General features: G+C 40.4%; 24 protein-coding genes and 1 pseudogene. 14 read left to right on the top strand and 11 right to left on the bottom strand.

What is annotated here, in order from left to right; translation table 11 throughout:
• The first annotated feature begins 113 nt into the window (after positions 1-113).
• Positions 114-1,286 carry a M20 family metallopeptidase gene (locus VB083_RS05680; protein WP_323401851.1) on the top strand — a complete coding sequence of 391 codons (1,173 nt, stop codon included), beginning with the start codon at positions 114-116 and terminating at the stop codon, positions 1,284-1,286.
• 172 nt (positions 1,287-1,458) lie between these two features.
• Positions 1,459-2,676 carry an iron-containing alcohol dehydrogenase gene (locus VB083_RS05675; protein ID WP_213691743.1) on the top strand — a complete coding sequence of 406 codons (1,218 nt, stop codon included), beginning with the start codon at positions 1,459-1,461 and terminating at the stop codon, positions 2,674-2,676.
• Positions 2,677-2,772: 96 nt separating this feature from the next.
• Here VB083_RS05675 and VB083_RS05670 read toward each other — a convergent pair whose 3' ends face one another.
• Entirely contained in the window at positions 2,773-3,183 is a 411-nt protein-coding gene (locus tag VB083_RS05670) for a hypothetical protein (protein WP_213691744.1), read from the bottom strand.
• Positions 3,184-3,260: 77 nt separating this feature from the next.
• Here VB083_RS05670 and larB point away from each other — a divergent pair, with 77 nt between their 5' ends.
• Positions 3,261-4,010, top strand: a complete 750-nt coding sequence (gene larB, locus VB083_RS05665) for a nickel pincer cofactor biosynthesis protein LarB (protein ID WP_213691756.1) — start codon at positions 3,261-3,263, stop codon at positions 4,008-4,010.
• Positions 4,011-4,055: 45 nt separating this feature from the next.
• On the opposite strand, the gene VB083_RS05660 is transcribed toward larB, so the two are convergent.
• Positions 4,056-5,213: an amidohydrolase gene (locus tag VB083_RS05660; protein WP_213691745.1), complete on the bottom strand. Its 1,158-nt coding sequence runs from the start codon at positions 5,211-5,213 to the stop codon at positions 4,056-4,058.
• A gap of 130 nt (positions 5,214-5,343) precedes the next feature.
• On the opposite strand from VB083_RS05660, the gene VB083_RS05655 reads away from it, so the two are divergent.
• On the top strand, positions 5,344-6,564 hold the full coding sequence (locus VB083_RS05655; protein WP_213691746.1) for an HD domain-containing protein: 1,221 nt from the start codon (positions 5,344-5,346) through the stop codon (positions 6,562-6,564).
• Between the two features lie 23 nt (positions 6,565-6,587).
• Here the strand turns inward: VB083_RS05655 and VB083_RS05650 are convergent, their stop codons facing one another.
• The gene (locus VB083_RS05650) at positions 6,588-7,766 is read right to left on the bottom strand and encodes a M20 metallopeptidase family protein (RefSeq protein WP_213691747.1); all 1,179 of its coding nucleotides are present in this window, start codon (positions 7,764-7,766) and stop codon (positions 6,588-6,590) included.
• A 147-nt stretch (positions 7,767-7,913) separates the two neighbouring features.
• On the opposite strand from VB083_RS05650, the gene VB083_RS05645 reads away from it, so the two are divergent.
• The 3 genes from VB083_RS05645 to VB083_RS05635 are packed head-to-tail and all read left to right on the top strand — an operon-like array spanning position 7,914 to position 9,039.
• Positions 7,914-8,069 carry a hypothetical protein gene (locus VB083_RS05645; RefSeq protein WP_213691748.1) on the top strand — a complete coding sequence of 52 codons (156 nt, stop codon included), beginning with the start codon at positions 7,914-7,916 and terminating at the stop codon, positions 8,067-8,069.
• Positions 8,070-8,084: 15 nt separating this feature from the next.
• A complete protein-coding gene (locus VB083_RS05640; RefSeq protein WP_213695870.1) occupies positions 8,085-8,318 on the top strand; it encodes a thioredoxin family protein in 234 nt (77 codons plus the stop codon).
• A gap of 16 nt (positions 8,319-8,334) precedes the next feature.
• Complete coding sequence (locus VB083_RS05635) at positions 8,335-9,039, top strand: cytochrome c biogenesis CcdA family protein (protein WP_213691750.1); 705 nt, start codon at positions 8,335-8,337, stop codon at positions 9,037-9,039.
• Between the two features lie 354 nt (positions 9,040-9,393).
• Here VB083_RS05635 and VB083_RS05630 read toward each other — a convergent pair whose 3' ends face one another.
• Entirely contained in the window at positions 9,394-10,338 is a 945-nt protein-coding gene (locus VB083_RS05630; protein WP_213691751.1) for a DUF72 domain-containing protein, read from the bottom strand.
• A gap of 133 nt (positions 10,339-10,471) precedes the next feature.
• Here VB083_RS05630 and VB083_RS05625 point away from each other — a divergent pair, with 133 nt between their 5' ends.
• Both VB083_RS05625 and VB083_RS05620 read left to right on the top strand, forming a co-directional pair.
• Entirely contained in the window at positions 10,472-11,812 is a 1,341-nt protein-coding gene (locus tag VB083_RS05625; protein WP_213699811.1) for a sodium-dependent transporter, read from the top strand.
• Between the two features lie 21 nt (positions 11,813-11,833).
• A complete protein-coding gene (locus tag VB083_RS05620; RefSeq protein WP_213691752.1) occupies positions 11,834-12,589 on the top strand; it encodes an ABC transporter substrate-binding protein in 756 nt (251 codons plus the stop codon).
• Positions 12,590-12,650: 61 nt separating this feature from the next.
• Here VB083_RS05620 and prxU read toward each other — a convergent pair whose 3' ends face one another.
• Together prxU and VB083_RS05610 are read right to left on the bottom strand one after the other, a co-directional pair.
• Positions 12,651-13,373, bottom strand: a complete 723-nt coding sequence (prxU, locus tag VB083_RS05615; RefSeq protein ID WP_307879798.1) for a thioredoxin-dependent peroxiredoxin — start codon at positions 13,371-13,373, stop codon at positions 12,651-12,653.
• A gap of 72 nt (positions 13,374-13,445) precedes the next feature.
• Positions 13,446-14,597, bottom strand: a complete 1,152-nt coding sequence (locus VB083_RS05610) for a hypothetical protein (RefSeq protein WP_213699812.1) — start codon at positions 14,595-14,597, stop codon at positions 13,446-13,448.
• Positions 14,598-14,688: 91 nt separating this feature from the next.
• Here VB083_RS05610 and VB083_RS05605 point away from each other — a divergent pair, with 91 nt between their 5' ends.
• Positions 14,689-15,030: a hypothetical protein gene (locus VB083_RS05605; protein ID WP_213691826.1), complete on the top strand. Its 342-nt coding sequence runs from the start codon at positions 14,689-14,691 to the stop codon at positions 15,028-15,030.
• 173 nt (positions 15,031-15,203) lie between these two features.
• Complete coding sequence (gene typA / locus VB083_RS05600; protein WP_213691825.1) at positions 15,204-17,069, top strand: translational GTPase TypA; 1,866 nt, start codon at positions 15,204-15,206, stop codon at positions 17,067-17,069.
• Between the two features lie 76 nt (positions 17,070-17,145).
• On the opposite strand, the gene VB083_RS05595 is transcribed toward typA, so the two are convergent.
• The gene (locus VB083_RS05595; RefSeq protein WP_323401850.1) at positions 17,146-18,291 is read right to left on the bottom strand and encodes a sensor histidine kinase; all 1,146 of its coding nucleotides are present in this window, start codon (positions 18,289-18,291) and stop codon (positions 17,146-17,148) included.
• Between the two features lie 7 nt (positions 18,292-18,298).
• The gene (locus VB083_RS05590) at positions 18,299-20,683 is read right to left on the bottom strand and encodes a diguanylate cyclase (protein ID WP_213699884.1); all 2,385 of its coding nucleotides are present in this window, start codon (positions 20,681-20,683) and stop codon (positions 18,299-18,301) included.
• A 110-nt stretch (positions 20,684-20,793) separates the two neighbouring features.
• On the opposite strand from VB083_RS05590, the gene VB083_RS05585 reads away from it, so the two are divergent.
• The 3 genes from VB083_RS05585 (at position 20,794) to VB083_RS05575 (ending at position 23,950) form a co-directional block, all read left to right on the top strand.
• Positions 20,794-21,804, top strand: coding sequence for an NAD(P)H-dependent glycerol-3-phosphate dehydrogenase (locus VB083_RS05585; protein ID WP_213695863.1), 1,011 nt, complete (start codon positions 20,794-20,796; stop codon positions 21,802-21,804).
• Between the two features lie 83 nt (positions 21,805-21,887).
• Complete coding sequence (locus tag VB083_RS05580; RefSeq protein ID WP_213691112.1) at positions 21,888-22,061, top strand: DUF362 domain-containing protein; 174 nt, start codon at positions 21,888-21,890, stop codon at positions 22,059-22,061.
• A gap of 128 nt (positions 22,062-22,189) precedes the next feature.
• Complete coding sequence (locus tag VB083_RS05575; RefSeq protein ID WP_213691113.1) at positions 22,190-23,950, top strand: methyl-accepting chemotaxis protein; 1,761 nt, start codon at positions 22,190-22,192, stop codon at positions 23,948-23,950.
• A gap of 63 nt (positions 23,951-24,013) precedes the next feature.
• On the opposite strand, the gene VB083_RS05570 is transcribed toward VB083_RS05575, so the two are convergent.
• The 3 genes and pseudogenes from VB083_RS05570 to VB083_RS05560 all read right to left on the bottom strand — a co-directional run.
• Positions 24,014-24,367, bottom strand: coding sequence for a cupin domain-containing protein (locus tag VB083_RS05570; RefSeq protein WP_213691114.1), 354 nt, complete (start codon positions 24,365-24,367; stop codon positions 24,014-24,016).
• Entirely contained in the window at positions 24,364-25,080 is a 717-nt protein-coding gene (locus tag VB083_RS05565) for a GAF domain-containing protein (protein ID WP_323401849.1), read from the bottom strand. Before VB083_RS05565 ends, VB083_RS05570 begins: the two co-directional genes overlap by 4 nt.
• Positions 25,064-25,270, bottom strand: a pseudogene (locus tag VB083_RS05560) (hypothetical protein); the annotation flags it as partial. The pseudogene VB083_RS05560 and the gene VB083_RS05565, both read right to left, overlap by 17 nt.

Here is a 25,270-nt window from a genome sequence, read left to right as displayed (position 1 = left end):
ACAAAATATCACTGGCCGGTGACAATTTTACTGTGAAATAGGGAGAAGATCAAAAGGAGAATATAGAGCAAATATGTGATAGGATTTCGTTACAATAAAAAGGAGGTTTTCTTTTGAAAAACTACACTGATTATCTCAATCTCATCGACACCACAATAGATAAATACATCGACTCTATCTGGGAGCTAAACCTCTATATGGCCTCTCATCCAGAGTTGGGAGAACAAGAATTAGAAGCCAGTAAAAGAATGCACGATTTTCTTCAAGGAAGTGGATACAAAACAACGCTTCCCTACTGCGATATTCCCACTTCCTTCTGTGCGGAAAAAGGAGATACTGGCCCCTCAGTAGCTCTTTTAGCTGAATATGATGCTTTGCCGGAAATAGGTCATGCGTGTGGACATTGCCTTCATGGAAGTATGTCATTACTTGCCGGACTTGCCCTTTCTCCTGTTCTTGACCATGTGCCAGGAAAAGTTTTTGTTATTGGTACACCTGCAGAAGAAACAAACGGAGCAAAGGTAACGTTGGCAAAAGAAGGAGTTTTTGACTCTATTGACTTGGCTATGATGATTCACTGCAACGATGTTACTAGTTACGTAGATTACCGATCATTAGCAATGGATGCCATCGAATTCACCTTTGACGGCCAAACTGCTCATGCAGCAGGAGCTCCATGGGAGGGACGCAATGCTCTTAATGGAGTGCAACTGTTTTTCCATGCTATCGATATGCTCAGACAACATGTCAAACCAAGTGTAAGAATGCATGGAATCGTTTCTCACGGCGGAGATGCTCCTAATATTGTTCCAGACAAAGCCAGTGCCAAATTTTATTTTAGAGCTCCTGAAAGGAAGTATCTCAATGTTGTTTTAGAAAAGATCTTTAATTGTGCCAAGGGAGCTGCTTTGGCAACAGAAACGACTGTACACTGGCGAAATGTAGAGTTCAGCTTTGACGAGATGCGCCCCAATAAAGCAGCAGAAAAAATGCTGGGAGAGATTTTTACAGAGTGCGGTGTCGCCACGATAAACTCACCTGGCCCAGGCGGATCCAGCGATATGGGTAATGTAAGCCAACACTGTGCGGCTCTTCAACCACTCCTTGCAATTACAGATGTATCGACACCACATCATACGAGATCTTTTGCTAAAGCTGTCACAACACCACAAGCCAAACAAGCATTAAAAACCGGAGCTGAAATTCTTGCAAAGGGAACTTTGCGTTTCATCCTTAATACTACACTTCAAGAAGAAATCAAAAAAGAATTTAATTCATATCGTTAACACATTAAGGGGCATTCGTATTTATGCGAACTGCCCCTCTTTTCCCTATCATGAGAATAATGTATTTTTTATACCAAATATGCCCTAGGTCCCATTGACAGCCATTTTTGCTAGTGATAAGCTCTTTTTCAAGAGATAGTGATTGAGATAACATTCTCAAGGAGGCGCTACCATGTGGGATCATAAAATATCAATTAATGAGATTAGAGAGATTAGAACAAAAACAACTGCCTATTTTGGCGTTGGAGCTATTAGAAAAATTGATGACATTATGGGAATTCTTTCTGCTCAGGGAATAAAAAAGGTTCTCTGCGTTACAGGACGCGGATCATATAAAAAAACAGGTGCCTGGAATTATGTCAGCGACGCTTTTAATAAGCATGGCATCGAACATGTACTTTACGATAAGATAACACCGAACCCAACAGCAGATGCTGTAGACGAAGCAACACAGATAGCACGCGATTTTGGAGCACAGGCAGTTATAGCTATAGGCGGTGGAAGCCCCATAGATGCAGGTAAAAGCGCAGCTATACTTCTGGAATATCCCCAAGAAAATGCTCGTTCTTTATATGAGTTGAAATTTGCGCCAACAAAAGCCGCTCCTGTTATTGCTATAAACCTCACCCACGGAACAGGTACAGAAGTTGACCGATTTGCCGTAGTGAGTATTCCTGAAAAAGAATATAAGCCAGCGATTGCTTACGATTGCATCTATCCGTTGTATGCTATTGATGATCCAGCTCTCATGACTGGTCTATCTCCAGACCAGACTCGTTACGTCTCTATCGATGCAGTCAACCACGTTGTGGAAGCAGCGACATCGGCAGCAGCAAGCCCCTACTCCATACTTTTAGCTCAAGAAACAGTACGTCTTGTTGCAACATATCTTCCTCAGGCATTACAACATCCTGAAGACTTAACTGCCCGCTATTTCCTGCTCTACGCATCTCTAATTGCAGGTGTAAGTTTTGATAATGGGCTTCTTCATTTCACTCATGCTCTTGAGCATCCTCTTTCTGCTGTAAAACCAGATTTAGCTCACGGCTTGGGGTTAGCTATGCTTCTTCCAGCCGTTTTAAAACAAATCTATCCGGCACAGCCAGAAGTACTTGCCGCTCTTTTTGCCCCTGTTGTCGATGGATTAAAAGGAATTCCGGCAGAGGGTGAAAAGGTAGCCCTCTCCGTAGAAAAATGGCTCTACTCTCTGGGAGTAACATCTAAACTTGCCGATGAAGGATATACAGAGAACGACCTTGATCGTCTCACCGAATTGGCCATGACAACACCGTCCCTTGATGGGTTGCTCGCGATTGCACCTGTACCAGCATCAAAAGAAGTTATTCGAACCATTTATAAAGACTCAATGAAGCCTTACTCCACCAAGTAAGATATTACGCATAGAGAGGGCGGCATCCCCAACCGTCCTCCAACAACGAAACCGGGGAGACCACCCTCTCCCCGGTTCCCCCTGTTTTAAAACATTTTATTTCTTACTGTATCCATCGACTTCAAAAGGAAGATCTATAACTTCATTTCCTTTTACCGAAAAAACTTTTTGCCAATTTGGCGAGTATCTTATTGGACAAGAAGGATTACCCTCTCCATCTTGCCATTGAAGAGGGAGGTCATACTCATCGTATAATACTGTTATCTCCCGTTTTTCCTTCATAAAAATTTTAAAAAGATTAAGTTCGTCAAGTCCAAAAAATTCATCGCAATACCCCTTGGCAAGCGAAAGAACGTTTCTGGGGATATGATCATAATCATCAAGTAAAATGGAATAAGGAGCAACTCGTATTCGTTCAGCTCGAAGAGGAACCCAAACTACCATCAGGTCTTTTTTGCCATTATGTTCCGGAAAAAAAGAAAAGGCACGATATACCTTCTCTGACATATAATACGCCTCCTTGTTTTATCCTCTATTGATAAAGTACAATTTCTACATCCTAACAGAAAGTTTTGGTGATTAATATGAATGACGGAGATCTTAGAAACCTTACACGTCAACTCATGGATGGAGCCATAGATCAGAATCTATTTATTCAAAGAATAAAAAGCCTTCCCTTTCAAGATCTAGGAGAAGTTAAACTTGATACACACAGAGCCCTGCGTAAAGGCTTTGCTGAGATCGTCTACTGTCCCGGCAAAAGTGACGAACAACTTCAACAAATAGCTAAGGCTCTTTCGGAAACACAAGAAAACGTTCTTTTTTCACGAGCAACAACACATCAATTCGACATTGTAAAATCTCTTCTTGAGGATGCTCAATATCATGAAAAAGCTCGTATGATTGGAATAAGACGTCGAGATATGGGAAAAAAGCCAGGGCTTGTAGTCGTAACTGCCGGTAGTAGTGATGTTCCTGTTGCTGAAGAAGCAGCAGTTACGGCTGAATATATGGGATGTGTTCCGAAACGACTCTACGATGTGGGAATAGCAGGTCTTCACAGACTTCTTGCCCATGTAGAAACCCTCCAGTCAGCAAAAGCTATTGTTGCTGTAGCCGGTATGGAAGGTGCTCTCCCTAGTGTTCTCGCAGGTCTTGTATCATGTCCTGTCGTCGGAGTTCCCACAAGCACAGGGTATGGAGCTAATTTAGCAGGCATGGCCCCTCTTCTAACAATGTTAAATTCATGCGCTTCCGGCGTTGCCGTTATGAATATTGATAACGGTCTTGGCGCCGGATTCTTTGCTGGGAAGATAGTCTTACAATCAGCCTAAAATAAAGATGAGGGCAAAAATAATTTTTTCTGCCCTCATCTTTATTTACTCTTTTGAATAAACTTCTCTTCCCTCTATAAACGTTCTAAGTACATGAGACCGTACATCAAGGGGATCTCCATCCCATAAAACGATATCTGCATCTTTGCCTTTTTCGAGGGTACCTACTTTGTCTGCAATACCTAAATGTTCTGCTGCAAAAATAGTAATAGCCTTCAAGGCAATATCTCGAGGTAACCCTGCTTTAAAAGCGAGAGCTGCACATACATAGAACTGATCAATAGGAATTACAGGATGGTCTGTTATGATGCAAAAATGGACTCCAGCATTATATAAAGTTGTCAAAGTCTGCCATGATGCATTCTTTAACTCAAGCTTGGGTTTACCGGTAAGAGTGGGGCCAATTGCTGCCATAATATTTTTTTCAGCTAAATAAGATGCTATAAGATGCCCCTCTGTACAATGTTCGATTGTGTAAAGAATATTAAATTCCTCTGCAATTCGAATTGCAGTAGCAATATCATCAGAACGATGGCAATGTATGCGCAGAGGCAATTCTCTGTTAATTACTGGGAGTAATGCTTCCATACCAAGATTCTTTTCAAAAAATTCTCCCTTTTTTTCAGCTTGCTCTTTTTTCCCCTGATAATTATGAGCATCGTTAAGTGCCTGACGCATTAAAGAAGCGTTAGCCATACGTGTCATAGGCATATTCGTTTTTCCGCCATACACACGCACTGGGTTTTCACCAAGAGCAGCCTTCATCCCAGAAGGAGCGCGAACAACCATTCTATCAACAACATCTGCACATGTTTTGACAATTGCTCCTTCTCCCCCAATAACATTGGCGCTTCCAGGTAAAATTTGAACACATGTTACTCCTCCAGAGAGAGCCTCGCTGAAACCAGGATCATCCTGATAAATGGCATCAAGAATCCGCAATTGAGGCGTAAGAGGATTTGTCATTTCGTTCCCATCTGACATACTCTCCGGATAACCTTGTATAAAAGCACCAAGATGGGTATGTGCATCAATAAGCCCAGGAGTTACGTACATTCCTGTTCCATCAATAATTTCAACGTCTGAAGGAAGAGTCAAACTTTCTCCTACGCTTACAATTTCTGATTCATTAAAAAGAACAGTTCCATTTTCAATGGGCTTACCAGTCATAGTTTCAATAGTGGCATGAATTATTGCTTTCATAAAAGTCCCTCCTGTATAAAAACTCGTGCATACAACAGAATTGTACCTTTGCTCTAAGCTTCTCTCAAGAGGTGTTATAATTCTTAATAGTATGCCAATCATGATTTAGACGGGAGGAATAAGATTAGGCATGATTAGTCGTTCATTAATCGAAAAAGTTTTTTCCGCAGCAAGTATCGAAAGATGGAATGACCATCCAAGGCCGGTGCAGTTTACAGAGTTGGCCAAACAAGCACATAAAATGATCATTGCCTATGTTATTGCCCGAGAAGAGGAAGATCACGGAACATCTATAGACTGGCATACTTTGATTGAAGGAGGTATTTTTGAATTTCTACATCGTGTTATTCTTACGGATATTAAACCTCCTGTTTTTCATAAACTCATGGCCCATAGAAGTGAAAGATATAAGCTGAATTCATGGGTGGTAGAACGTCTACGAAGTGACATAGAAGCCCTCTCTACGGACTTTTTTAACCGTTTTCAACACTATCTTTTAGATAATCCTGAATCAAACAAAGAGCGCAAGATTCTTCGCGCTGCTCACTATCTCGCAACAAAGTGGGAATTCGATTACATTTATGAATGGAGCAAACCACTATACGGCATAGATGCAACAAGAGATGAAATAAACAGACAGATAGAAGAACATAACGATCTCAGGGCCGTACAGACAATGCTAATGAATAGAGAGCTTCCGGACACACAAAAAGGGATATACGGTTTCACCGCTCTTGTGGGACAACTCCGCTTTCAAAAGAGATGGGCTCAAACTCCCAGAATTCCTCAAACATCCGTTCTGGGGCATCTTCTCATTGTTGCCATACTTTCATATTTTATCGCTATTGAAATAGGTGCATGCCCCCGTAGACAATATAACAACTTTTACGGAGGCCTTTTTCACGATCTTCCGGAAGTACTTACACGAGACATTATTTCTCCTGTAAAAAACTCCGTTGAAGGTTTAGATGATCTCATTAAAGAATATGAGCAGCAAGCTATGGAAGAAAAAATTTACCCGCTGCTTCCCTCTGGGTGGAGACGAGAAATTCGTTATTTTACTGAAAACGAATTCTCCAATCGCATCTGGCCTAACGACCAACCTTCACCTCAAATATTTCTGTCAGAGGAGATGGAAAACTCTCTAAACAAAAATGAATTTAATCCTGTCGATGGAAAGATTATCGAGGTATGTGATAAATTGTCTGCTTTTGTGGAAGCCTCTCTTTCTATGCGGACAGGAATAACATCACAAGCTTTGGATGAAGCTAAACGAAAATTATATAGCAGATATGCCAATAAGAAACTCTATGGATTCCCTATCGGCATGCTCTTTGATTTCTTTTGGTGACAACTATAGTCGCTCCTCTATTTTTAGTTAAGGAATTGAAGAGCGACTGCAGCCAAAATGGCAGCACCTATTGGAAGACATTTTTCATCGACATCAAAGTATGGGCTATGAAGCGGATGAGTAAACCCTTTCTCTTTATTTCCCGTTCCTAAAAGGAAGTAGGCTCCTGGTGCTTTTTGAAGAAAATATGCAAAATCGTCGACACCCATTTCAGGTTCTTTCATAACCTGGACATTTGCCGCACCAAGTAGCTGACGACCACACTCTGCCACGAGGTTTGTCATCTCTTCATCATTGATAAGACTCGGATAACCTTCAGTAAAGTTAATTTCACCTATTGCTCCCAAAGCATCTGGAATATTCTGTACAATACGTCGAACCAAGGCTCTGGTAAATATGCGTGTGTCAGGATCCATTGTGCGAATAATACCCCGCATTTCAGCTCTATCGGCAATAATATTACCTGCTGTACCTGCATGAAAAGAACCAACGGTAATAACGACTGGATCAAAAGGAGAAGAACGTCTGCTCACAACTTGCTGAAGAGACGCAACCATCTCGGAACCAATGGCCACTGCATCTATTCCACGATGAGGTTGAGCACCATGACTACCCGTTCCATGAATGATAATATGAAACATATCAGAAGCAGCCCTGAATTTTCCATACCCAACGCCAACAGTTCCAGCTTCTAATTGGGGATCACAATGAAGTCCGAATACGGCATCAACCTTCGGTGAGTCCATTACATTTTCTTCAATCATGGGCAAAGCTCCGCCATCTGTCTCTTCAGCAGGTTGAAAAAAGAATTTTACAGTTCCCGACAAATTATCACGAAAATCTGTCAATAAAGACGCCGCCCCAAGAAGAGAAGCTGTATGTACGTCATGTCCACATGCATGCATACACCCTTCAATTTCAGAAACATAAGAAGCCTCATTTTTTTCAGAAACAGGTAAGGCATCCATATCAGCGCGGAAGGCAATAGTTTTACCCTTTTTTTGCCCTCGGAGAATTCCAACAACACCTGTTTTCGCAGCTCTATAGTGTTCGATTCCAAGAGCATCAAGTTCTTTTTCCACGAGCTGGGCCGTATTTTCACAGTTAAAATCCAATTCTGGATGCTTGTGGATATTTCGTCTCAAGGCAACAAGATGTTCTTTCCTCTCTTGAGCTAAAAGATAGAGATTTTCTGAATTCATAGTTAGGCCTCCATGCGTTACAAAAAAATTTTCTAAAGTATCATACCAAATTTTACACGCTTCCGTTTCTTTTATTCTGCGAACATACTCTTGACGGGTACCCAAAGTCCCGTATAATCGACATCATAAAAGGAGGTGTTATTTTCTATGTTACGTAAGATAACAATCATTACCTTACTTCTTCTAGCAATAGCAGGAATATTTTATTTACGCGGAACAAAGGTGGAGAAAGTGCAGACTGAGACTATAGCAAAAGTACCTGCTACTCTTCCTTTAATTATAGATATAAGTGCAGCAGGGTGACCAGCCTGTGTTCAGATGTCCAAGGTTTTGGACGATTTCACACTGCAATACGGAGAATACGTTCAGGTCAAGAAGATTAATGTTATGCAAAATACGGAATTGGCAAAAAAATATGAAGTACGATACGTCCCCACTCTCGTTTTTGAAGATGGACAAGGTAATATTTTAGGAAAAGAAGTGGGTTTTATGCCTTTAGAGGATATTCTTAAGAAGTTAGAAGAATATGGTATCCAAATAAAGAAGAAGTAACAAGAAGGAGAATAAAATGCTGCATCTATTTGAATCAATTTACAGCACCCTCCATGCATCAAGCGGGCTTGCTTTAATGGCCGCCTTTATTTGGGGCATTTTCAGCATTTTGCTGAGCCCTTGCAATCTTGTTACTATACCTCTTGTTGTGGGGTATATCGAAAGCACACGAACTGCAAAAAGAGCGAGTGCTTTTGCTATTTCTTTAGCTTTTTCAGCAGGGATTTTTGTTAATTTGGCGCTTATCGGAATGGTACTCACATCTACCGGAATTTTAATGACAGACATTAGTTTGTATACGAATTACTTTGTTGCTGGAGTTTTCTTTCTCATAGGGCTCCATCTTTTAAATGTTATTACCCTTCCATGGTTCGGGCAAAAAGAGATCAAAGCGAACAAAAACAAGGGACTTCTGGGGGCACTTATACTTGGAGTCCTTTCCGGACTGGCCCTTGGGCCGTGTAGTTTTGCATACGTTGCTCCGCTTTTGGCCCTAACAATAAAAACAGCAACAACAAATCTGCCATTTGCTCTTCTACTTGTCTCCTTTTACGCTATTGGACACTGCTCAGTTATTGTCATAGCCGGAACATCAACAGACTTTGTTTCTAAGTTTTTAAAATGGGACGAAAAATCCAAGGCATTGACACGAGTCAATTATATTTGCGGTGTTCTTATTCTTATTGCAGGTCTTTACTTTATCTATACAGCTCCACTCTAAAATACAAAAAATGTAAGAGGGACATACCTTTTCGCTATGCCCCTCTTCATTTTCTTTTGTTCCGGATTGCTCGCCGGACTCTTTTCCCTAGTGGGATTATTACAGGAATTTCTTCCTGTGATTTATTGCTATTCAGTTGTTCGTGCGTAGAAGGTTCCATTACACTTATTTTCCCATCCCCTCCTTCGACGACCTTTTATTACATTTATATTCTATATTCGTTTTTAGCAAAGCGCAAAAGCCTCACAGTCCCATCTCAGGCACTGGAAGGTTCTGAAGAACTATTTAAGGGCAAAACAAGTCATTTTCTACTGTTATTGCATATTTTTGAAAAATCCCGCTTGTTCTACATGTCTATTTATCTTCATCATTAAAATCTAGCTTTTTTTGGACAGCAGTGGGAACAAATGAACGTAATCCAAGCACACGTTGCATCTCCAAAGCATTTTGCACAGCGTAATCTTTATAACAATTATTAAACATTATAAAAGTTACAGCTACATCTTGCGATATATTTTCTATAGATCCCTTCCATTCTGTTAACTCTTCGTTTGTATAAAGATAACTAAAACGTTCTTGTACTGATGCTCCCTTCTTCTGCCACATTTCTGCATTTCTGCCATGAAAACGTATGACGCTTCCCCACGTCGCAGTAACAAGCCTTTCAGCGGGAACCGTCCATGAAAGCTGCGGCTCATCTACGATAACATAAGCCATATTACTATCTCTCAAAAGGATTTCTAAATCATTTCGCCCCTTATTAAACCAACTTCGGTGACGAACCTCTATTGCTACTTTGAAAGGAGGAGTTATCTCCGCCAAACGCTCAAAATATTTTAAAGCTGGGCGAGAATATTTAAACCATGGTGGAAGTTGAAAAAGGATGTACCCCAACCTTCCCATCTGATGAAGTGGCGTTACAAGAGTAACAAATTGTTTCCATAAAGCACGACGAAGGGGGAAAGGAACATTTTGATGCTGTATTCGCTGACCATGCACAGGTTGGGGTAATTCGTTACGAATCCATTGGGGCAAACTATTGTATGAAACCTTGTGATATGTAAAAAGGCCATACGCCTTTATGTTAAAAATAAAACCTGGCGGTGTTTGTACAACCCATCGATATACAGATGATTCATGAGGAAGAGCATAAAAAGTACTATCTACTTCAACAGTTGAAAACCTTTCCGAATAAAAACGGAGACGATTTTCTGAATTTGAAACAAAATGAGGGTACCAACCACTCTCTAAAAGAGAACGATCACTCCACGAGCATGTTCCTACGTGCAGTTTTTCCATTGACAATCCCCCGCAACAAACAATTTTATCTTTTTTGTATATATTTACTTTTTATAGATACAAATATATTTTATATATTATAATAATAAAATTAACACACTTAAATATACAATTCAAAAAAGGAGGTTGCATAATGCCAGAAATATCGGAACGAGAACAATGGGGTAGCAAGCTGGGTTTTATCTTAGCAGCAGCTGGTTCTGCCATTGGTCTCGGAAGTATTTGGCGTTTCCCCTACATAACGGGGCAATACGGTGGAGCCGCATTTGTGCTAGTCTATACTCTCCTTGTCTTTTCTATCGGAATTTCTCTCATGATGGCAGAAATAGTTATAGGCCGCCGCGGGAAACTCAACGCTGTAGGATCATTTAAGGCCTTAGGAGGAGGAGCATGGTCTATTGTTGGCTGGCTCGGCGTTATAGCCGCATTTATTATACTTTCGTATTATGGTGTAATCGGCGGCTGGACTATAGCTTACTTCATAAAATCTTTCACCGGTTTAACATCTCACAGTAGCAGTGGCCAAATCGCTAAGACATTCGAAATTTTTGTATCAAATGCTGGGTCTGTCATTTTTTATCAGGTACTTTTTATGGCGGCAACGATTTTTGTCGTGTATAACGGCGTTGGCGGTGGTATTGAACGTCTTTGTAAAATCTGCATGCCTGCACTTTTCATTCTTATGTTAATTCTTATTCTACGATCTGTCACCCTTCCAGGAGCCTCAAAGGGACTTTCTTTTTTCCTCAAGCCCGACTTTACAAAAATAACAGGAGAAGTTCTTCTTGCTGCTCTTGGGCAGGCATTCTTCTCTTTATCTCTGGGGATAGGAGCAATGATCATATACGGAAGTTATCTACCAGAAGATTCGAATATTCCTTCATCAAGTGCTCAAATATGCTTTCTCACTCTTCTTATTTCAATTATGGCCGGCCTTATTATTTTCCCTTCTCTATTTGCTTTTAACATGGAACCTGCGGCGGGAGCAGGTTTAACCTTTATAACTTTACCTGTTGTTTTTGCAAAAATGCCAGCTGGATTTTTATGGTCTGCTTTATTCTTTATTCTCTTCTTTTTTGCGGCCCTCACCTCTTCCGTATCTCTTTTAGAAGTAGTTGCATCTTATTTTATAGACAACTTTGGCTGGAAAAGGTCGCGCGCCACTCTTGTTCTCGGAATTATCATTACTATTGCAGGCATTCCTTCAGCCCTTTCACAAGGAGCGGTCCCCATTAATCTCTTCGGAAAATCTTTTCTTGACGCCGCAGATTTTTTTGCCTCAAATCTTCTCATGCCTTTAGGTGGGTTCTTCATCTCTCTTTTCCTAGGCTGGAAAATACATAATATTGCAAAAGAGGAAATCAATAATCTGTCAGAAAACTCTTTTCCACTTACCAAAACATGGCTTTTTATTCTCCAGTACATTGCACCTATCTGTATCGCCATAATATTTATTTCAGGACTAAGAAGTTAATTTGATAAGGGGGTGTTCGACATGAGAAAAAGATTTTTAAGTTTTCCACTCGTCTTTTTAGTTCTTTTGATGAGTTCTCTGGCATGGGGGAGCACACAAATGGACCAAATTATGCAACGGGAAAAAATTATTATCGCTATTCCCGATTTCGACTACTACCCCTTCTCCTTTGAAGAGGATGGAGAATTTAAAGGGTTTGACATTGATCTGGGAAAACGTATAGCAAATGAATTAGGAGTAAAAGTGCAATTTATCAGAGCTTCTTGGGATGGTCTTATCGCCCTTTCCTGGTACTCTGATTATCCATGGACAAAATTTGATATTGCGATTGCATCAATAACAGTAAAGGAAACCCGCGCACAAGTATGTAATTTTTCTGAGTGGTACTTCTACACAGGAGAAAGACTTCTCGTTCGAAAAGAGGACAACTACAGTCATATTTTGGATCTCACTGGACAAAAGATAGGAGTTGTAGCTGGCTCTACAAGCTACGACACAGCAAAAAAAGAACTTGCAGCCCACACCATTTCTTACCCCACTCCAGATAAAGCAGTACTAGCACTTCTTAACAGAGAGGTTGATGCTGTTTTAACAGATGGCGTCATTGTTCTTAATGCAATAAAAGAGAATAACATGCTTACGCTATTGGGAGATATGCTAACTACAGAAAAATATGCTATAGCTTTACCCCAAGGGGCACAAGATTTAAAGATCGTTCTTGATAAAGTTGTTGTTGAAAATCGAAAAGAACTTTATGAAAAATGGTTTAAAAATTAAGAAAGACTAAGAAAGGGATGGGGAAAATTTTCCCCATCCCTTTCTTAGTCTATATATAATATTATTTTTTATAGACGTCTCGCGGATTCCATTTCTCCCAAACCTTAGAAACAAGATCAATTCCAGGCTCAAGAACTTTTCCACCAGGCTGCCACCCAGAAGGTGTAACCTGAGATCCACCAGTTTTTCTCACCAATTGAAAAGCCTTAATCTGTCGTATTGTTTCATCAACATTACGTCCTACAGGCGGAGTAAGCACTTCCATCGCCTGAATGACACCGTCTGGATCTATAATAAAACGGCCTCGTACATTTACTCCAGCATCTGGATCATACACCCCATAAGCTCTTCCTATATTTCCTCCACCATCTGAAGCCATATGGAACGGAACTCCGCCATCTACCATTTTTGAAAGCTCCGTATCATTCCATACTTTATGTACAAATTGACTGTCCACACTAATCGAAATAACTTCAACACCCAACTCTTTAAATTCCTCATATCTGTCAGCAACTGCTGACACTTCTGTAGCTCACACAAAGGTAAAATCTCCAGGATAGAAACAAAGCAAAACCCATTTCCCGGCAAAATCCGACAATTTAACGGATGTAAATGTTCCATTATGATACGCTGGAGCAGTAAAATCAGGAGCTTTTCTGCCAACCATAATTGTCATTGAGCTCTCCTCCTTTGCAATGGCTAAATCTTTGCCTGCATCTTTTTCGTGTTCATGTTCCTCAGTTACAGCAGCAGGAACAACACAACCACTCTTTTTCTCCACCATTCACTCTTCACCTCCTAAGAGTTAATAGTTGATCATACCACAAAAAAGCCATGGCTGTTTGATTTATAAAACTTATAACGGAGAAGAGAGCACCGGCTCTACAATTTGTCTTACATTCTTAAGCCAAAAGCTAAAATCTGTAGCTTTTACCAAGGAAGCTATAGTAAAAAATTCGTCTTGAGAACTTCCAGCAGAATCATGACCCAGGGCCTTTTCAAAGTTGCTCAAACTCACTTTATACATACGCTCTTCTTTATGACGTGCTGTTGCCATTAATGGTTTGAGACAAAAGGCAATTAAATCATCTTCAACATTTTCACATATTGTCACCGTGTAAGGGACGTCTCCTAACGCCTTTTGGGGAAAATCAACTCTTCTCTTTCGCTTATACCCCTGCTTCAAAAGGAAATCAACGCTATCGTAATTTTCCTCTCTGGTTATATTTTGAACAACCTCCCAATGACGAGTAAAAGCTTTTATTTTCTGTTGAAAAGACAAAAGGGGCAAACTCATCTCTTTTGCTATAAGCGCAGGCTGACGAAGACTTCCCCAAACATCGCCATCTGTAGTTGTTGGTCTCTGCCAAAGGTGGTCTGAAAGTTCTGACGCTACTTCTTCTGAAAGAGAGAAACCTAAAAGCAACGCAACTGCTGAAAAATAAAGATGGCGATACCAGCGTTCAGGATTGCAAGAAGCTAACTGTCTCGTTATTCCCTTTGCCCGAAGAGCCACAACGGAGCGATCATCACCTATATGTATACCTTCTATTTTTTCTTCAAGATGCGCCTCTTCTTTCGCAAGAGGAAAAGAGGGAGAAAAAATTTGTTCCTCCATATCAGCAAGCCAGAGACTTTGACGTTTTTCTTCAGATAAAAGGGCACGATCTTCTCGAGATATGAGCACTTTGGGTTCATGAAGATAATCAGAGAAAAGGAGAGCTGTTTTCCAAACTAACATTTTAAAAGGAACTATTGCTGCTTCAGTAGAGAGAAGCTCTTGAATAACTGGCAAGAGCTGGGCAAGGGAATATTTTTCGATTTTCCCGTCTTTTCTTTTGAGAGATATAGATTTATTCTCTCCTTCCAGCCAAGAGAAACGCACTGTCTTGCCACTATCTTTCCCTTTATTATATATAACAAGACGAGGGACTGCTCCTCGGGACCAAAGTTGCAAGCCTAAATGATCATCGACGTCTATAGATTGAAGAATTGCCTGTTCCTTCATTTACGACCTTCCTTTTCATACATTTTGCCCTCTATCACATTTATAATCAAAGTGATATGATGTAATAAATGTACAGAGAGGGGGTATTTAAATGGTTAAAACCTTAAAAATCATAATACAGCAAAGGCGATTTGCCGTGGGTTGTTGTGGCGGAACACCTTACGGTGAAGATGAAAAAGCTACATCGCCACAAGAACGACAATATGAAACCTTAGGGCCTCTTCTTACACGAATTAAAGAACACTATAGAGCTGAAATAGAAATAACGATGGTCGATCCACGTAACATCTTATCTCTTATCGACAATGTCCGCTATAATATTAAAGGAAATGTTCCCGCATGGATACTCGAAGGAGAAAAAATTTATGAAGGAATTCCTACGTGGGAACAAATTCATTCAATTCTTGAATCAAAGTTAAAAAATAACCGTTAAGTTTTCTAAATTCACTCCGTAGTTCTATCTACAGGTATTTTTATAACCTTCTTTTGCTGTTAACCAAAAGAGAACATAGAGCTTGGACTTGCTACTCTTTGGAAATTAGAGTATTATGTTCGTTTGTCTCAAGCTATTTTTAGGAAACTGCATATTCCAGGGAGTTGTTATGAATGGTTCAAGCAGAAAAGATTAGAAATCTCGCTATTATCGCACATATCGATCATGGCAAAACGACACTTATCGACTCTATATTTAAATCCGCTCAAGTATTCCGAAAAGGGGCACACGTAGAAGAAAGAGTAATGGATAGCAATGAAATAGAGAGGGAACGAGGCATTACCATAAGGGCCAAACACTGCACCGTAGAATGGAAAGATTACCTTATAAATATTATCGACACCCCAGGCCACGCCGATTTCTCAGGAGAAGTGGAACGTATTCTTTCAACGGTTGACTCTGTCCTTTTATTAGTAGATGCCAATGAAGGCCCAATGCCGCAAACACGTTATGTTCTTATGAGGGCTCTGGCTATGGGACTTCGCCCCATAGTTTTCATAAACAAAATAGATCGGCCTAATGCGAATCCAACAGTTGTATTAAATCAGACATTTGATCTGTTTATTGAACTCGGAGCGACAGAAGAACAGGTTGATTTCCCTATTCTTTACGGTTCCGGCCTTGATGGCTGGGCAGTAAGAGATCTTGAAAAAGATCCTCACGAAGGGATGAATGCTCTCTTCGAAACAATAATTGACTATGTACCTGCACCGCATGTCGATCCTCATTCCCCTTTTCTGATGCAGGTTAGCACCTTAGCATGGAATGAATATACAGGCCGTATTGGGTGTGGAAAAGTTCTTCAAGGAACGCTTCGAAAGGGAGAAGACTTCATTCGTTACTCAACAAAATGGAAAGATGTCGCCAATAAAAGTGGCGAATGGGAAGTCTGCGGGAAAGAAGAGACTCGATCCGTCAAAATGTGGATTACTCGCGGTCTTGACCGCCAAGAAGTTGAAGAGATATCTGCTGGTGACATTGTCTGGATATCTGGTCCACAGGAAATCAACATTGGAGATACGTTCTGTTCGCCAGAGATTGAAGGCAAAACTCTTCAGCCATTGGCTATAGAAGAACCAACTGTTTCTATGTTTTTCCTTATAAATAACGGACCCTTTTCAGGACGAGAAGGACAACCCATTACACTCAGACAATTAAAAGCAAGACTTGAAAGAGAGATGCATGTCAATGTAGCTCTCCGCGTAGAGGATATAGGACGTCCTGACGGTCTTAAGGTTTCTGGACGAGGTGAGCTACATCTTTCTATTCTCATAGAGGAAATGAGACGGGAAGGAATGGAATTCTGTGTATCGAAACCAGAAGTAATTACACGAAATGAAAATGATCGCCTGTTGGAACCTATGGAAGAACTTACTATTGACGTTCCTGAAGAGTATCAGGGAGTTGTTTTTGAAAAACTCTCTAGAAGAAAAGCCAGACTTCTTTCTATGGAAAATACGCGAACAGGTCTTATACGTCTCGTATTCCAAATTCCTACTCGAGGTCTTATCGGATACCGAGGAGAATTTTTGACGGATACAAGAGGGCTGGGAATCATGAATACCATTTTTACTGGATATGGCGAATGGGCTGGAGAAATTTCACCACGCAATCGTGGAAGTATGGTCAGTCTTGATACAGGAGAAGCTACAAGTTACCAGCTTGAAAACCTTCAAGAACGAGGGACTCTCTTTATAGAACCTGGCGATCCTGTATATGAGGGAATGATCGTCGGGGAAAACTCAAGACCAGGGGATCTTCCGTGTAATCCGACTAAAAAGAAACAAGCGACAAACCATCGCTCGGCTACAAAAGATATGACAATTAAGCTTGATGTACCGCGTAAAATGTCTCTTGAAAAAGCCATGGAATGGATTGCTGATGAAGAACTTGTTGAAGTAACACCTAAATCAATCAGAATACGAAAAGCTATTCTTGATTCTCAAGAGCGAAAAAAAGCTTCAAAAAAAGCTAGCTAAAATTATATGCCTCGCTGATATTAACGTAAAATAAAACCCCGTTTGGGAAAATATCCCAAACGGGGTTTTTTCTTTACTATTTCTCTGAAAAAATTGAAAGGGGAACACTTAAATGGATAGCCGTTCCGCGACCAGGTTCACTTTCAATTCTTAAATTTCCTCCGATCATCATTGCCCTTTCTTCCATGCTAATAAGACCATATGAACCTCTTTCAGCAGCTTGCATTCGTTCTTTTTTTACATCAAAGCCTCTACCATCATCTGAAATACGAACCCTCATAACATCATTTAATATATCGATTCGAACAGAAACCTCTCTGGCTTTTCCGTGAAGAAACGCATTAGCAACAGCTTGATGGATAATTTTGAAAATAGGTCTTCTAAATGAAAGGGGAACGTTACGTTGATCTCCCTCAATACGAACACAAACCTCTGGTCCTCCGGAACTCCAAACCTGTTTTGCCAAACGATCAAGAGCTGAATCCAGGCCTTCTGAAAGCCCTGTCGGGTTAAGTTGAAAAAGAAGAGCGCGAATATCACCTAAAGCTTCCTGAATCTGATTTCTTGTTTTTTCCAACTCAGAAACAGCCTCGTTAATATCCCCACCCTTAATATACTCTTGGGCTGTCTCTAGTTGTAATACGGCACTTGAAAACCGTTGTACTGGACCATCATGCAAATCTCGTGCCAAGGCCCGACTCTCTCTTTCAGCTAACTGACATGCCATCTTCATACTATTCAAATCGTAATTTTCACTTGCCCCCAACGCTTCGTCAATATTAGATGAAATAAATTCCAAAGCTACCCTGAAGCGGTTAGCAACATGTTCACTACGTTCAAGGAAATTCTCAGTTCTTCGTTCTTCTCTATCAAGATCGTCTCGCATCCGACAAAGGCTTTTTTCTCTTTCTTCAAAAGCCCCTCTAATTTTCATAAGATGAGCTGCTCTATTATAAGCATCCTGCTCACACTGCTTATTGTTGGACCTGGAAGCTTCCATCAGCTCCATTCTTGATTTTCTATATTCTTCTTCAGCATTTTGAGAGGCAATAATGACATCCTCTAACTCTTTCTGCAAGCTGGCACGTTTCATCCTCACTTCATGCAGGTGCTCTAATTCATCTTCACGAAGTGAAGCTATGAAATCAAGACTCTCCGTAAGGGTTTCACTTACCTTCTCTTGTACTTTTTGTAATTTCACTGGTAAACGTCCATTTTCCATAAATGTTTCATTCTTCCTTTCGGTCTGTCTTCAGACGTCTTCGCTCTTCCTTGCTTTCATACATTCTGTTATCAGCAATCTTCAACGCTTCATGAAGAGAGAAAGAGTCTTCCGGAACAGTTGCTATACCAAAATCAGCAGAAATCTCACTCTCAACACCTTTTATACTAAGTAGTGTAAGATTACGTTGCAAACGTTTTATAAGATAGATTGCCTGTTCTTTGCTGGTTCCTGGTAATATCAAGAGGAACTCATCTCCACCAAATCTACCAGCTATATCACCAGCTCGAATAGAATCACCCAAGAGAGAAGCAAAAACTTTTAAAACTTTATCTCCAGCAATATGACCATACGTATCGTTGATCTTCTTAAAATCAACCATATCAACCATAACCACACTAACCACTTCACCATTTCGTTCGTACCGAGATTGCTCTTCTGCAAGGCGCATCGAAAGGAAACGACGATTCCAAAGTTGAGTTAAATCATCAACAAGTGCCTTTCTTTTCATATCTTCGAAAATTTTCTGCAAAGCTAAAAGAGCTCCCAAATGACGAGAAAGAATCATAAAAAAGTCTTCATCGCTTTTTTCAAAGGGGCTATTCCTCTCTATTGAAATAACAGCGTAGACTTCCCCTCCGAATATAATAGGAACGTCAAGTTGGGATGTCGTATTTTTAGAAGAAAGATTAACGTAATAAGGAGACTTTTTAAGATCCGGTGTATTAATAATCTGCTCTAGCTCTACACATCGAGCAACCTGACCACCTCCAATATCATGAAGCCTTTCTGAAAAATGGTCTAGATCAGACATGCCCACAAAATTAGAGGCTAAAGCCCTAAGGAACGGAGGCTCTACCTCTTTCTTTTCTACAGCAAAAATTGTTACTTTCTCATAACTAAAAACAGAAGTCAACATTCTCATGACATGATTAGAAACTTGTTTAAAACTCGCCTTTTCATTGGAAAGAGACTGAACTATATCAAGAAGAGCCTTTAAACGATTAACTTCAAGATTAAGACATCTGAAAGATTCTATATTTTCCAACTCAAGTGCTAAATGAGTAGCTATAACACCTAAAAACTCCTGGTCTTGATGGGTAATTCCACCAATTTTGTCATCATCGACAGCAATTGCTCCCCAGGTTCCATTGCTAGAAAGCACAGGGATAATAAGTTCTGAGCGAACATCATTATCGAGATTAACGTAAAGAGCGTCTTTAGAAACATCTGTCGCCAGATAAGGTTTCCCTGTTTCTAAAACGTAAGTTAAAATACCCCGTTTAAGACCTTTTATATTTTTACATTCTTCAGGAAGTTTCCCAACCCACGACTGAAGGGACATTTCTTTAGAAAAGCTTCGACGAGAAAATACATATACATTTTTATATCCCAATCTCTGCGAAAGTTGCTGTGAGACAAAAGGAAATAATTCTTCAACGGAGTGACAATATGACATCCCTTGTACTATATCGAAAAGATCCCGAAATTTCTTAATCAAAAGCTCTAGATTCGTCTTCTGCTCACGTGTTACATCAAGAGCGCAAGATAAAGCTTTCTGCGCAGAAAGATATGCTCTATTCGTTTGCTCGAGCTCTTTAATGTTATTCTCCAGTTTCTGCTCCGCCATTAAATGCGAGAAAATTTCTCCTAAAATGGCTGCAAAAAATTGTAAGTTATTTACATCGCTAGAAGAAAACCGCCCTAACTTTCGTGATTCCACATTAATAACGCCATTTTTTTCACCTCGCCAAACAATAGGTACAGTCAATTCTGAACGAGCACCAGGTAATCCTTCCTTATAAAGTGGATTTACCCTTACATCATCTACAACTATCGGTTTACTTGACAAAAACACTCTGGAACAAATATTGTCTCCAAGGGGAAGAGTTCCATTGGGATCAACCCCTTCTCCTGTGTACTCATCATGCCCACTCATTAATCGAAAAAACTTATTTTTTTCATCGTAAAGAGCAATAGCAGGAGCACAATCAGGCAGAAGACGGCGAACTAGTTGCAGGGCAGGAACACACGCCTCTTCTACAGATGAAGTGGAACCAACCTGCTTTATGCAATCAAGAAAGACAGAAGCTTTTCTCGATAATTTCCGTTTCAGATATTCTGTAATGCCGTACATAGAAAAAATCATGGCATATAATGGAAGAGCTGCTTGTAAAGGGAAAACGTCTAAAACAACATAAGCAGGGAGTGATATAGAAGCAAACAGAAACATTATCCCAGCTGCTCTTTTTGTCCCGTATATAGAAACAGCAGGGAATAAAAGAAGGAGGACTGCTGGGAAAAGACATAAAGAATACAAAGTTCCTTTCCCTAAAAAAAGACCTGCAGCTGAAGCTAGAAGAAAAAGGATTCCGCCCCACCAATCTTGCAAAAGACTACCTCCAAGGTGGTTATTTTATTTCAGTTTATACTTTATATTCTAACATTACTACAGAAAAGATCGTTAAGTAAAATTTAAATTTTAGTAAGGAGGAATGCAGCGTGGCAACTCTATCTCTTTTCGGCGCTGGGAGCTGGGGAACAGCCCTCGCCAATGTCTTGGCCAACAATGGACATGACATTTGTTTATGGTGTCGACGACGGGAGCAAGCTGAATATATCAATACAAATAAAATGAACCCCGACTATCTAAAAGATATACCTTTGGCTCAGAATATTCATGCTACATGGGATATGGAAGAAGCCGCCACACGATCATCTTTTTGGATCATGGCCATTCCGACACAATCAGTACGGGAAATACTTTCATCCCTAAAAAATTTTAACACTCCATATTCAGTATGTAATGTAGCAAAAGGGATAGAAATAAAAACTCTTAAACCTATTAGTGAGATCGTAAAAGAATTCTATCCAGATGCACTTTACGCTGTACTCTCCGGTCCAAGTCACGCAGAAGAAGTTATCAAAGGACTCCCTACTGCAACAATTGTAGCCTCTTCTTCTTTTGAAACAGCACAATCTTGGCAAAATTTATTTAATGCCCCTTGCTTTAGAGTGTATACTGGCAATGATGTAGCAGGAGTAGAAATCGGAGGAGCTGTAAAAAATGTAATAGCAATTGCATCAGGAATAGGAAAAGCAATGAATCTTGGAGATAATGCCACAGCGGCACTTGTCAGTCGAGGGCTCGCGGAAATAATGAGACTCGGAGCAAAATTGGGAGCCCACCCACTTACATTGGCCGGACTTGCCGGTATCGGTGACTTGGTAGTTACGTGCTATAGCTTCCATTCTCGAAATTTCAGACTCGGCAAGCTGTTAGGAGAGGGCAAATCCCTTGATGAAGCTAAACAAATCCTCGGTCAAGTCGCAGAAGGAGCTTTTACTGTCCGGGCCGTTATTGATTTGGCCAAAGAGCATCATGTTGAACTCCCTATTGCTGAAGCAATATACCGTTTACTCTATGAAGGAACCTCTCCACGAGACGAACTTGAAAATCTTCTCACTCGTGATCCTAAGCCAGAGTATCCACCAGCTATTTTCTGGTCATAAAATGGGCACAAGTTGCCTTGTCAATTAAAGTATTATATAATCCGCCTTGTGAGGTTTATCTCAATACAGAGGGGGTATACATGATGGCAAAAGCAGTCGTAGATAAAGATGCATGCGTTGGTTGCGAAACATGTGTAGGGACTTGCCCTGTAGAAGCTATTTCTATGGTTGATGGTAAAGCTGAAGTCGATGCAGATACATGCATTGAGTGTGGCAGCTGTGTTTCGGTTTGCCCGGTTAATGCCATTTCCCAGTAAAGAAGGAACCTGCGGTATCGTATTTATAATGTTGCAGGATACAGGAGAATCCTTGGGGTTCTCCTTTTTTTATTGGTCTATGATATAATGATTAATTGTGTACTTAATTTATTTTGGAGGGAAAAGGCATGTCTACCGGTCACCAATCTTTCTTTTCGCGATTCTGGAAAACCGAAACAGCTGGCAACTCCCTTCCGGCCCTCAAATCTTCTTCACATCAAGAGAGGGACCGAAAAGACCTCTTAGAAGAATTTATACAAAGAGCTAGGGACGAAATAGCCAGTCTCGATGTTATTGCAGAGGACATGAATCTTCTTATTACAGATAACGCAGCTTCAATGGATGTCATATCTGAAAATGCTAATGGACTCGCCCAAGGAGCTAAAGAACTGGGAGCGCTAGCTCAGGAATCTGACCAACAACTGAAAGAAATGACAGAAGCATCTCGTCAAACAGCAACCCTTATAACTGATATGGCAACCCAGGGGGAAACGATACGCCATCTCGCTGAAGAAAATAGAACGCTCACCTCTCGATCAGAAACAACAATACTCGCCGTAGTTGATGCAACTGCCTCTGTAGCTGAAGCTATAAAACAAATGCTCTCCGTTAGCGAAAACATTGGTAATATTGTCAAAGCTATCTCAGGAGTTGCAGATCAAACCAATCTATTGGCCCTCAACGCAGCTATAGAAGCAGCAAGAGCTGGGGAAGCCGGCCGAGGTTTTGCCGTTGTTGCAGATGAAGTAAGAAAATTAGCAGAAGAATCTGCAAAAGCAGCTACACAAATAGGGAAATTAGCTCAGGCCATTCAAAATTCCGCACAAGACGGATACAGCAAAATCAACACGGCAGAAAGTGCTGTTCAGGATGCTCAAACGCAGTCGCAAAAAAGTCGAGATGGTCTTGATCATATGCTTAACGAAGTAACAGAAATTTTACAAAAACTGTCAAGTGCCAGTTGTTTTGTTCAAGAACAAGTAGCATCAATAGAAAACGTTTCTGACGCTATTGGACAGACGACAGAGCTAGTAATTGATCAGTCGAATAAACTTTTTTCAATTAACACATCAATTCAAGAGCAAACAACAACTGTCGCTGCGAGCACAGAACACCTTGCAGTTCTTGAAAAAAAAGCATCATCCCTTCAAAAACATTCCTTAGTTGCTTTCAGCAGTACAACAAATACCCGTATCGATAGAATCAGAGAAACAGGATACCTCTCTGTAGGAATAGATCATTCAGATTGGGGACGTTTCCATTTTTGGAATGGTGAAACTGTTAGAGGACTCGACGTAGATTTGGCGCACGCCATTGCAACAAAACTCGGAGTAAACCTTAAAATTGTTCCGTTAGAATGGGGAAATGGTGAGGAGCAAACCATCACAGGCATTTGGAAAGATAGACCTTGGCCCAATTGTGATTTAATCATTTCGCCTGTTACGAAAACTCCTGAACGAGCAGCTTTTGTTACTTTCTCCGTGTGGTATGTCGCAAGTGGGCAACTGGCAGCGTCATTAGAAGAAAAACATCTTTCTGGACTTTCCGATTTGAAAGGACGATCCGTAGGTGTACTAAAAGGGAAAACCGGAGAAGTCGTAGGTCGAAAGACCTTAACAGAAAGCAGAATATTAAGTCTTCCTACATGGGATGAAATAATTAACCAGCTTACACATAAAAAAATAGATGCATGTATCTTAGAGACACCAGTTTACCTTGAATATGCATCAAAAATACCATCGTTGATTCAAATCGGCACTCAACTTGCAAGAGAACATTTTGGTGTAATGATGCCTAAAGATGTCTCACCTGGTGTTAAATCACTTGTCGATGGAGTTATACAAAAAGAAAGAAACGCTCTTTTTACAACGTGGTTCAAAAAGAAATAGAAGAAGCCAAAGAGGAGGCTCGCTTGTGAAAACCTTCTCTTTGGCTTCTATTGTTTGTTTTCCCTATTTAACGATTATGGCCAAAAACACCAAAGGATCTTTATCCACATTTACAAGGCTATGTTTTTCACCTCTAAATGTCAGAGTTACGTCTCCAGCTTTTACTTCATGAAAAGAACCATCGTTATCTTCATAGCGTCCCTTGCCTTTTAAAATTACATAACACTCTTCATCATCTTCGTGAAAATGTGTTCCTATAGAGGCCCCAGCCTCCAAAGTCATTGTACCTATCATGTAAAAAGAGCTACCAGAAAACCCCGTCCCTTTGGGAATGGCATAGAGACAATGTAATATCCCCTCTCCATCAGAAGCGTTACATTTTTGTTGCACCTGCTGCTTGTCTTTATAAATAATCATGCCTTCCTCCCCTTTTCGCTGCTTTCAGAAATATGAGAAATCAGAATAGCCAATTGTCCTTTTTGAGGAACAAAATAGCTCAGAGTCATCGTGCAATTTAAAAGCATACTATTAAAACTTAAAGTTTGCGGTTCTCCTGTCTCAATAACATTTTTCATCGCATTTTTAAAAACTAAATCTTCTACGGAAAACACATCCAAAAGGGAACGCCCCACTATATCACCATACCCTTTTTTCTCCAAAAAAAGTCTGGCCTGTTCATTGATTTCTATAAAACGCACATCTGCTAACTGCCCTAATTTGTCATACAAGACATCAAAAAGCATAAAAGGTTCTTGAAGCTGTAAAAAAAGTCGTTGATACTTCTCTCTATCTTGATGAAGCATTTCATAGGCAGCATCCCTATCTTTAAGGCTTGAAAGCATCTCAGCAAAAAGGTTGAACAGGGATAATTCATCTTTAGACCAATTAAAATAATTTTCTATTCTCTCGAAAAGGATAAATCCGTTCACCTCTCCACGAAAACGATAGGGAATGACAAGAAGAGACTCTACGTTATGTCGTTTCATGAAGTTTAAGGTATGTATGGCCTCCCGAGGCAAAATAATCTTATTTTCTATGGAAAAAGCTTCTCCCCGATCAAGATTGGCACAAAACCATGAGTCCGAATTAAGGAGAAAAACATCCTCATCTCCATCATAAAACGCCTTCATTGGGGGGATATCTCTTCTGCGCCATTCCGAGGAAAAAGAAATTTTTCCATGTGTAAGGGGCCATAGTTTGCTTCCTGATAACGTGATAAAGTGAATGGCGGGAATCCCAGTCCGTATGATTGGCTCCCGCCAATTCAAAGATAAATGGGCTCACCCTGTCCAATAGTAGTGGCGGAATGGAAGTTGCGGC

The sequence above is a fragment of the Aminobacterium sp. genome (assembly GCF_034926885.1).
Lineage (GTDB): Bacteria > Synergistota > Synergistia > Synergistales > Aminobacteriaceae > Aminobacterium.
This window is presented reverse-complemented; position numbering and strand designations above follow the sequence as displayed.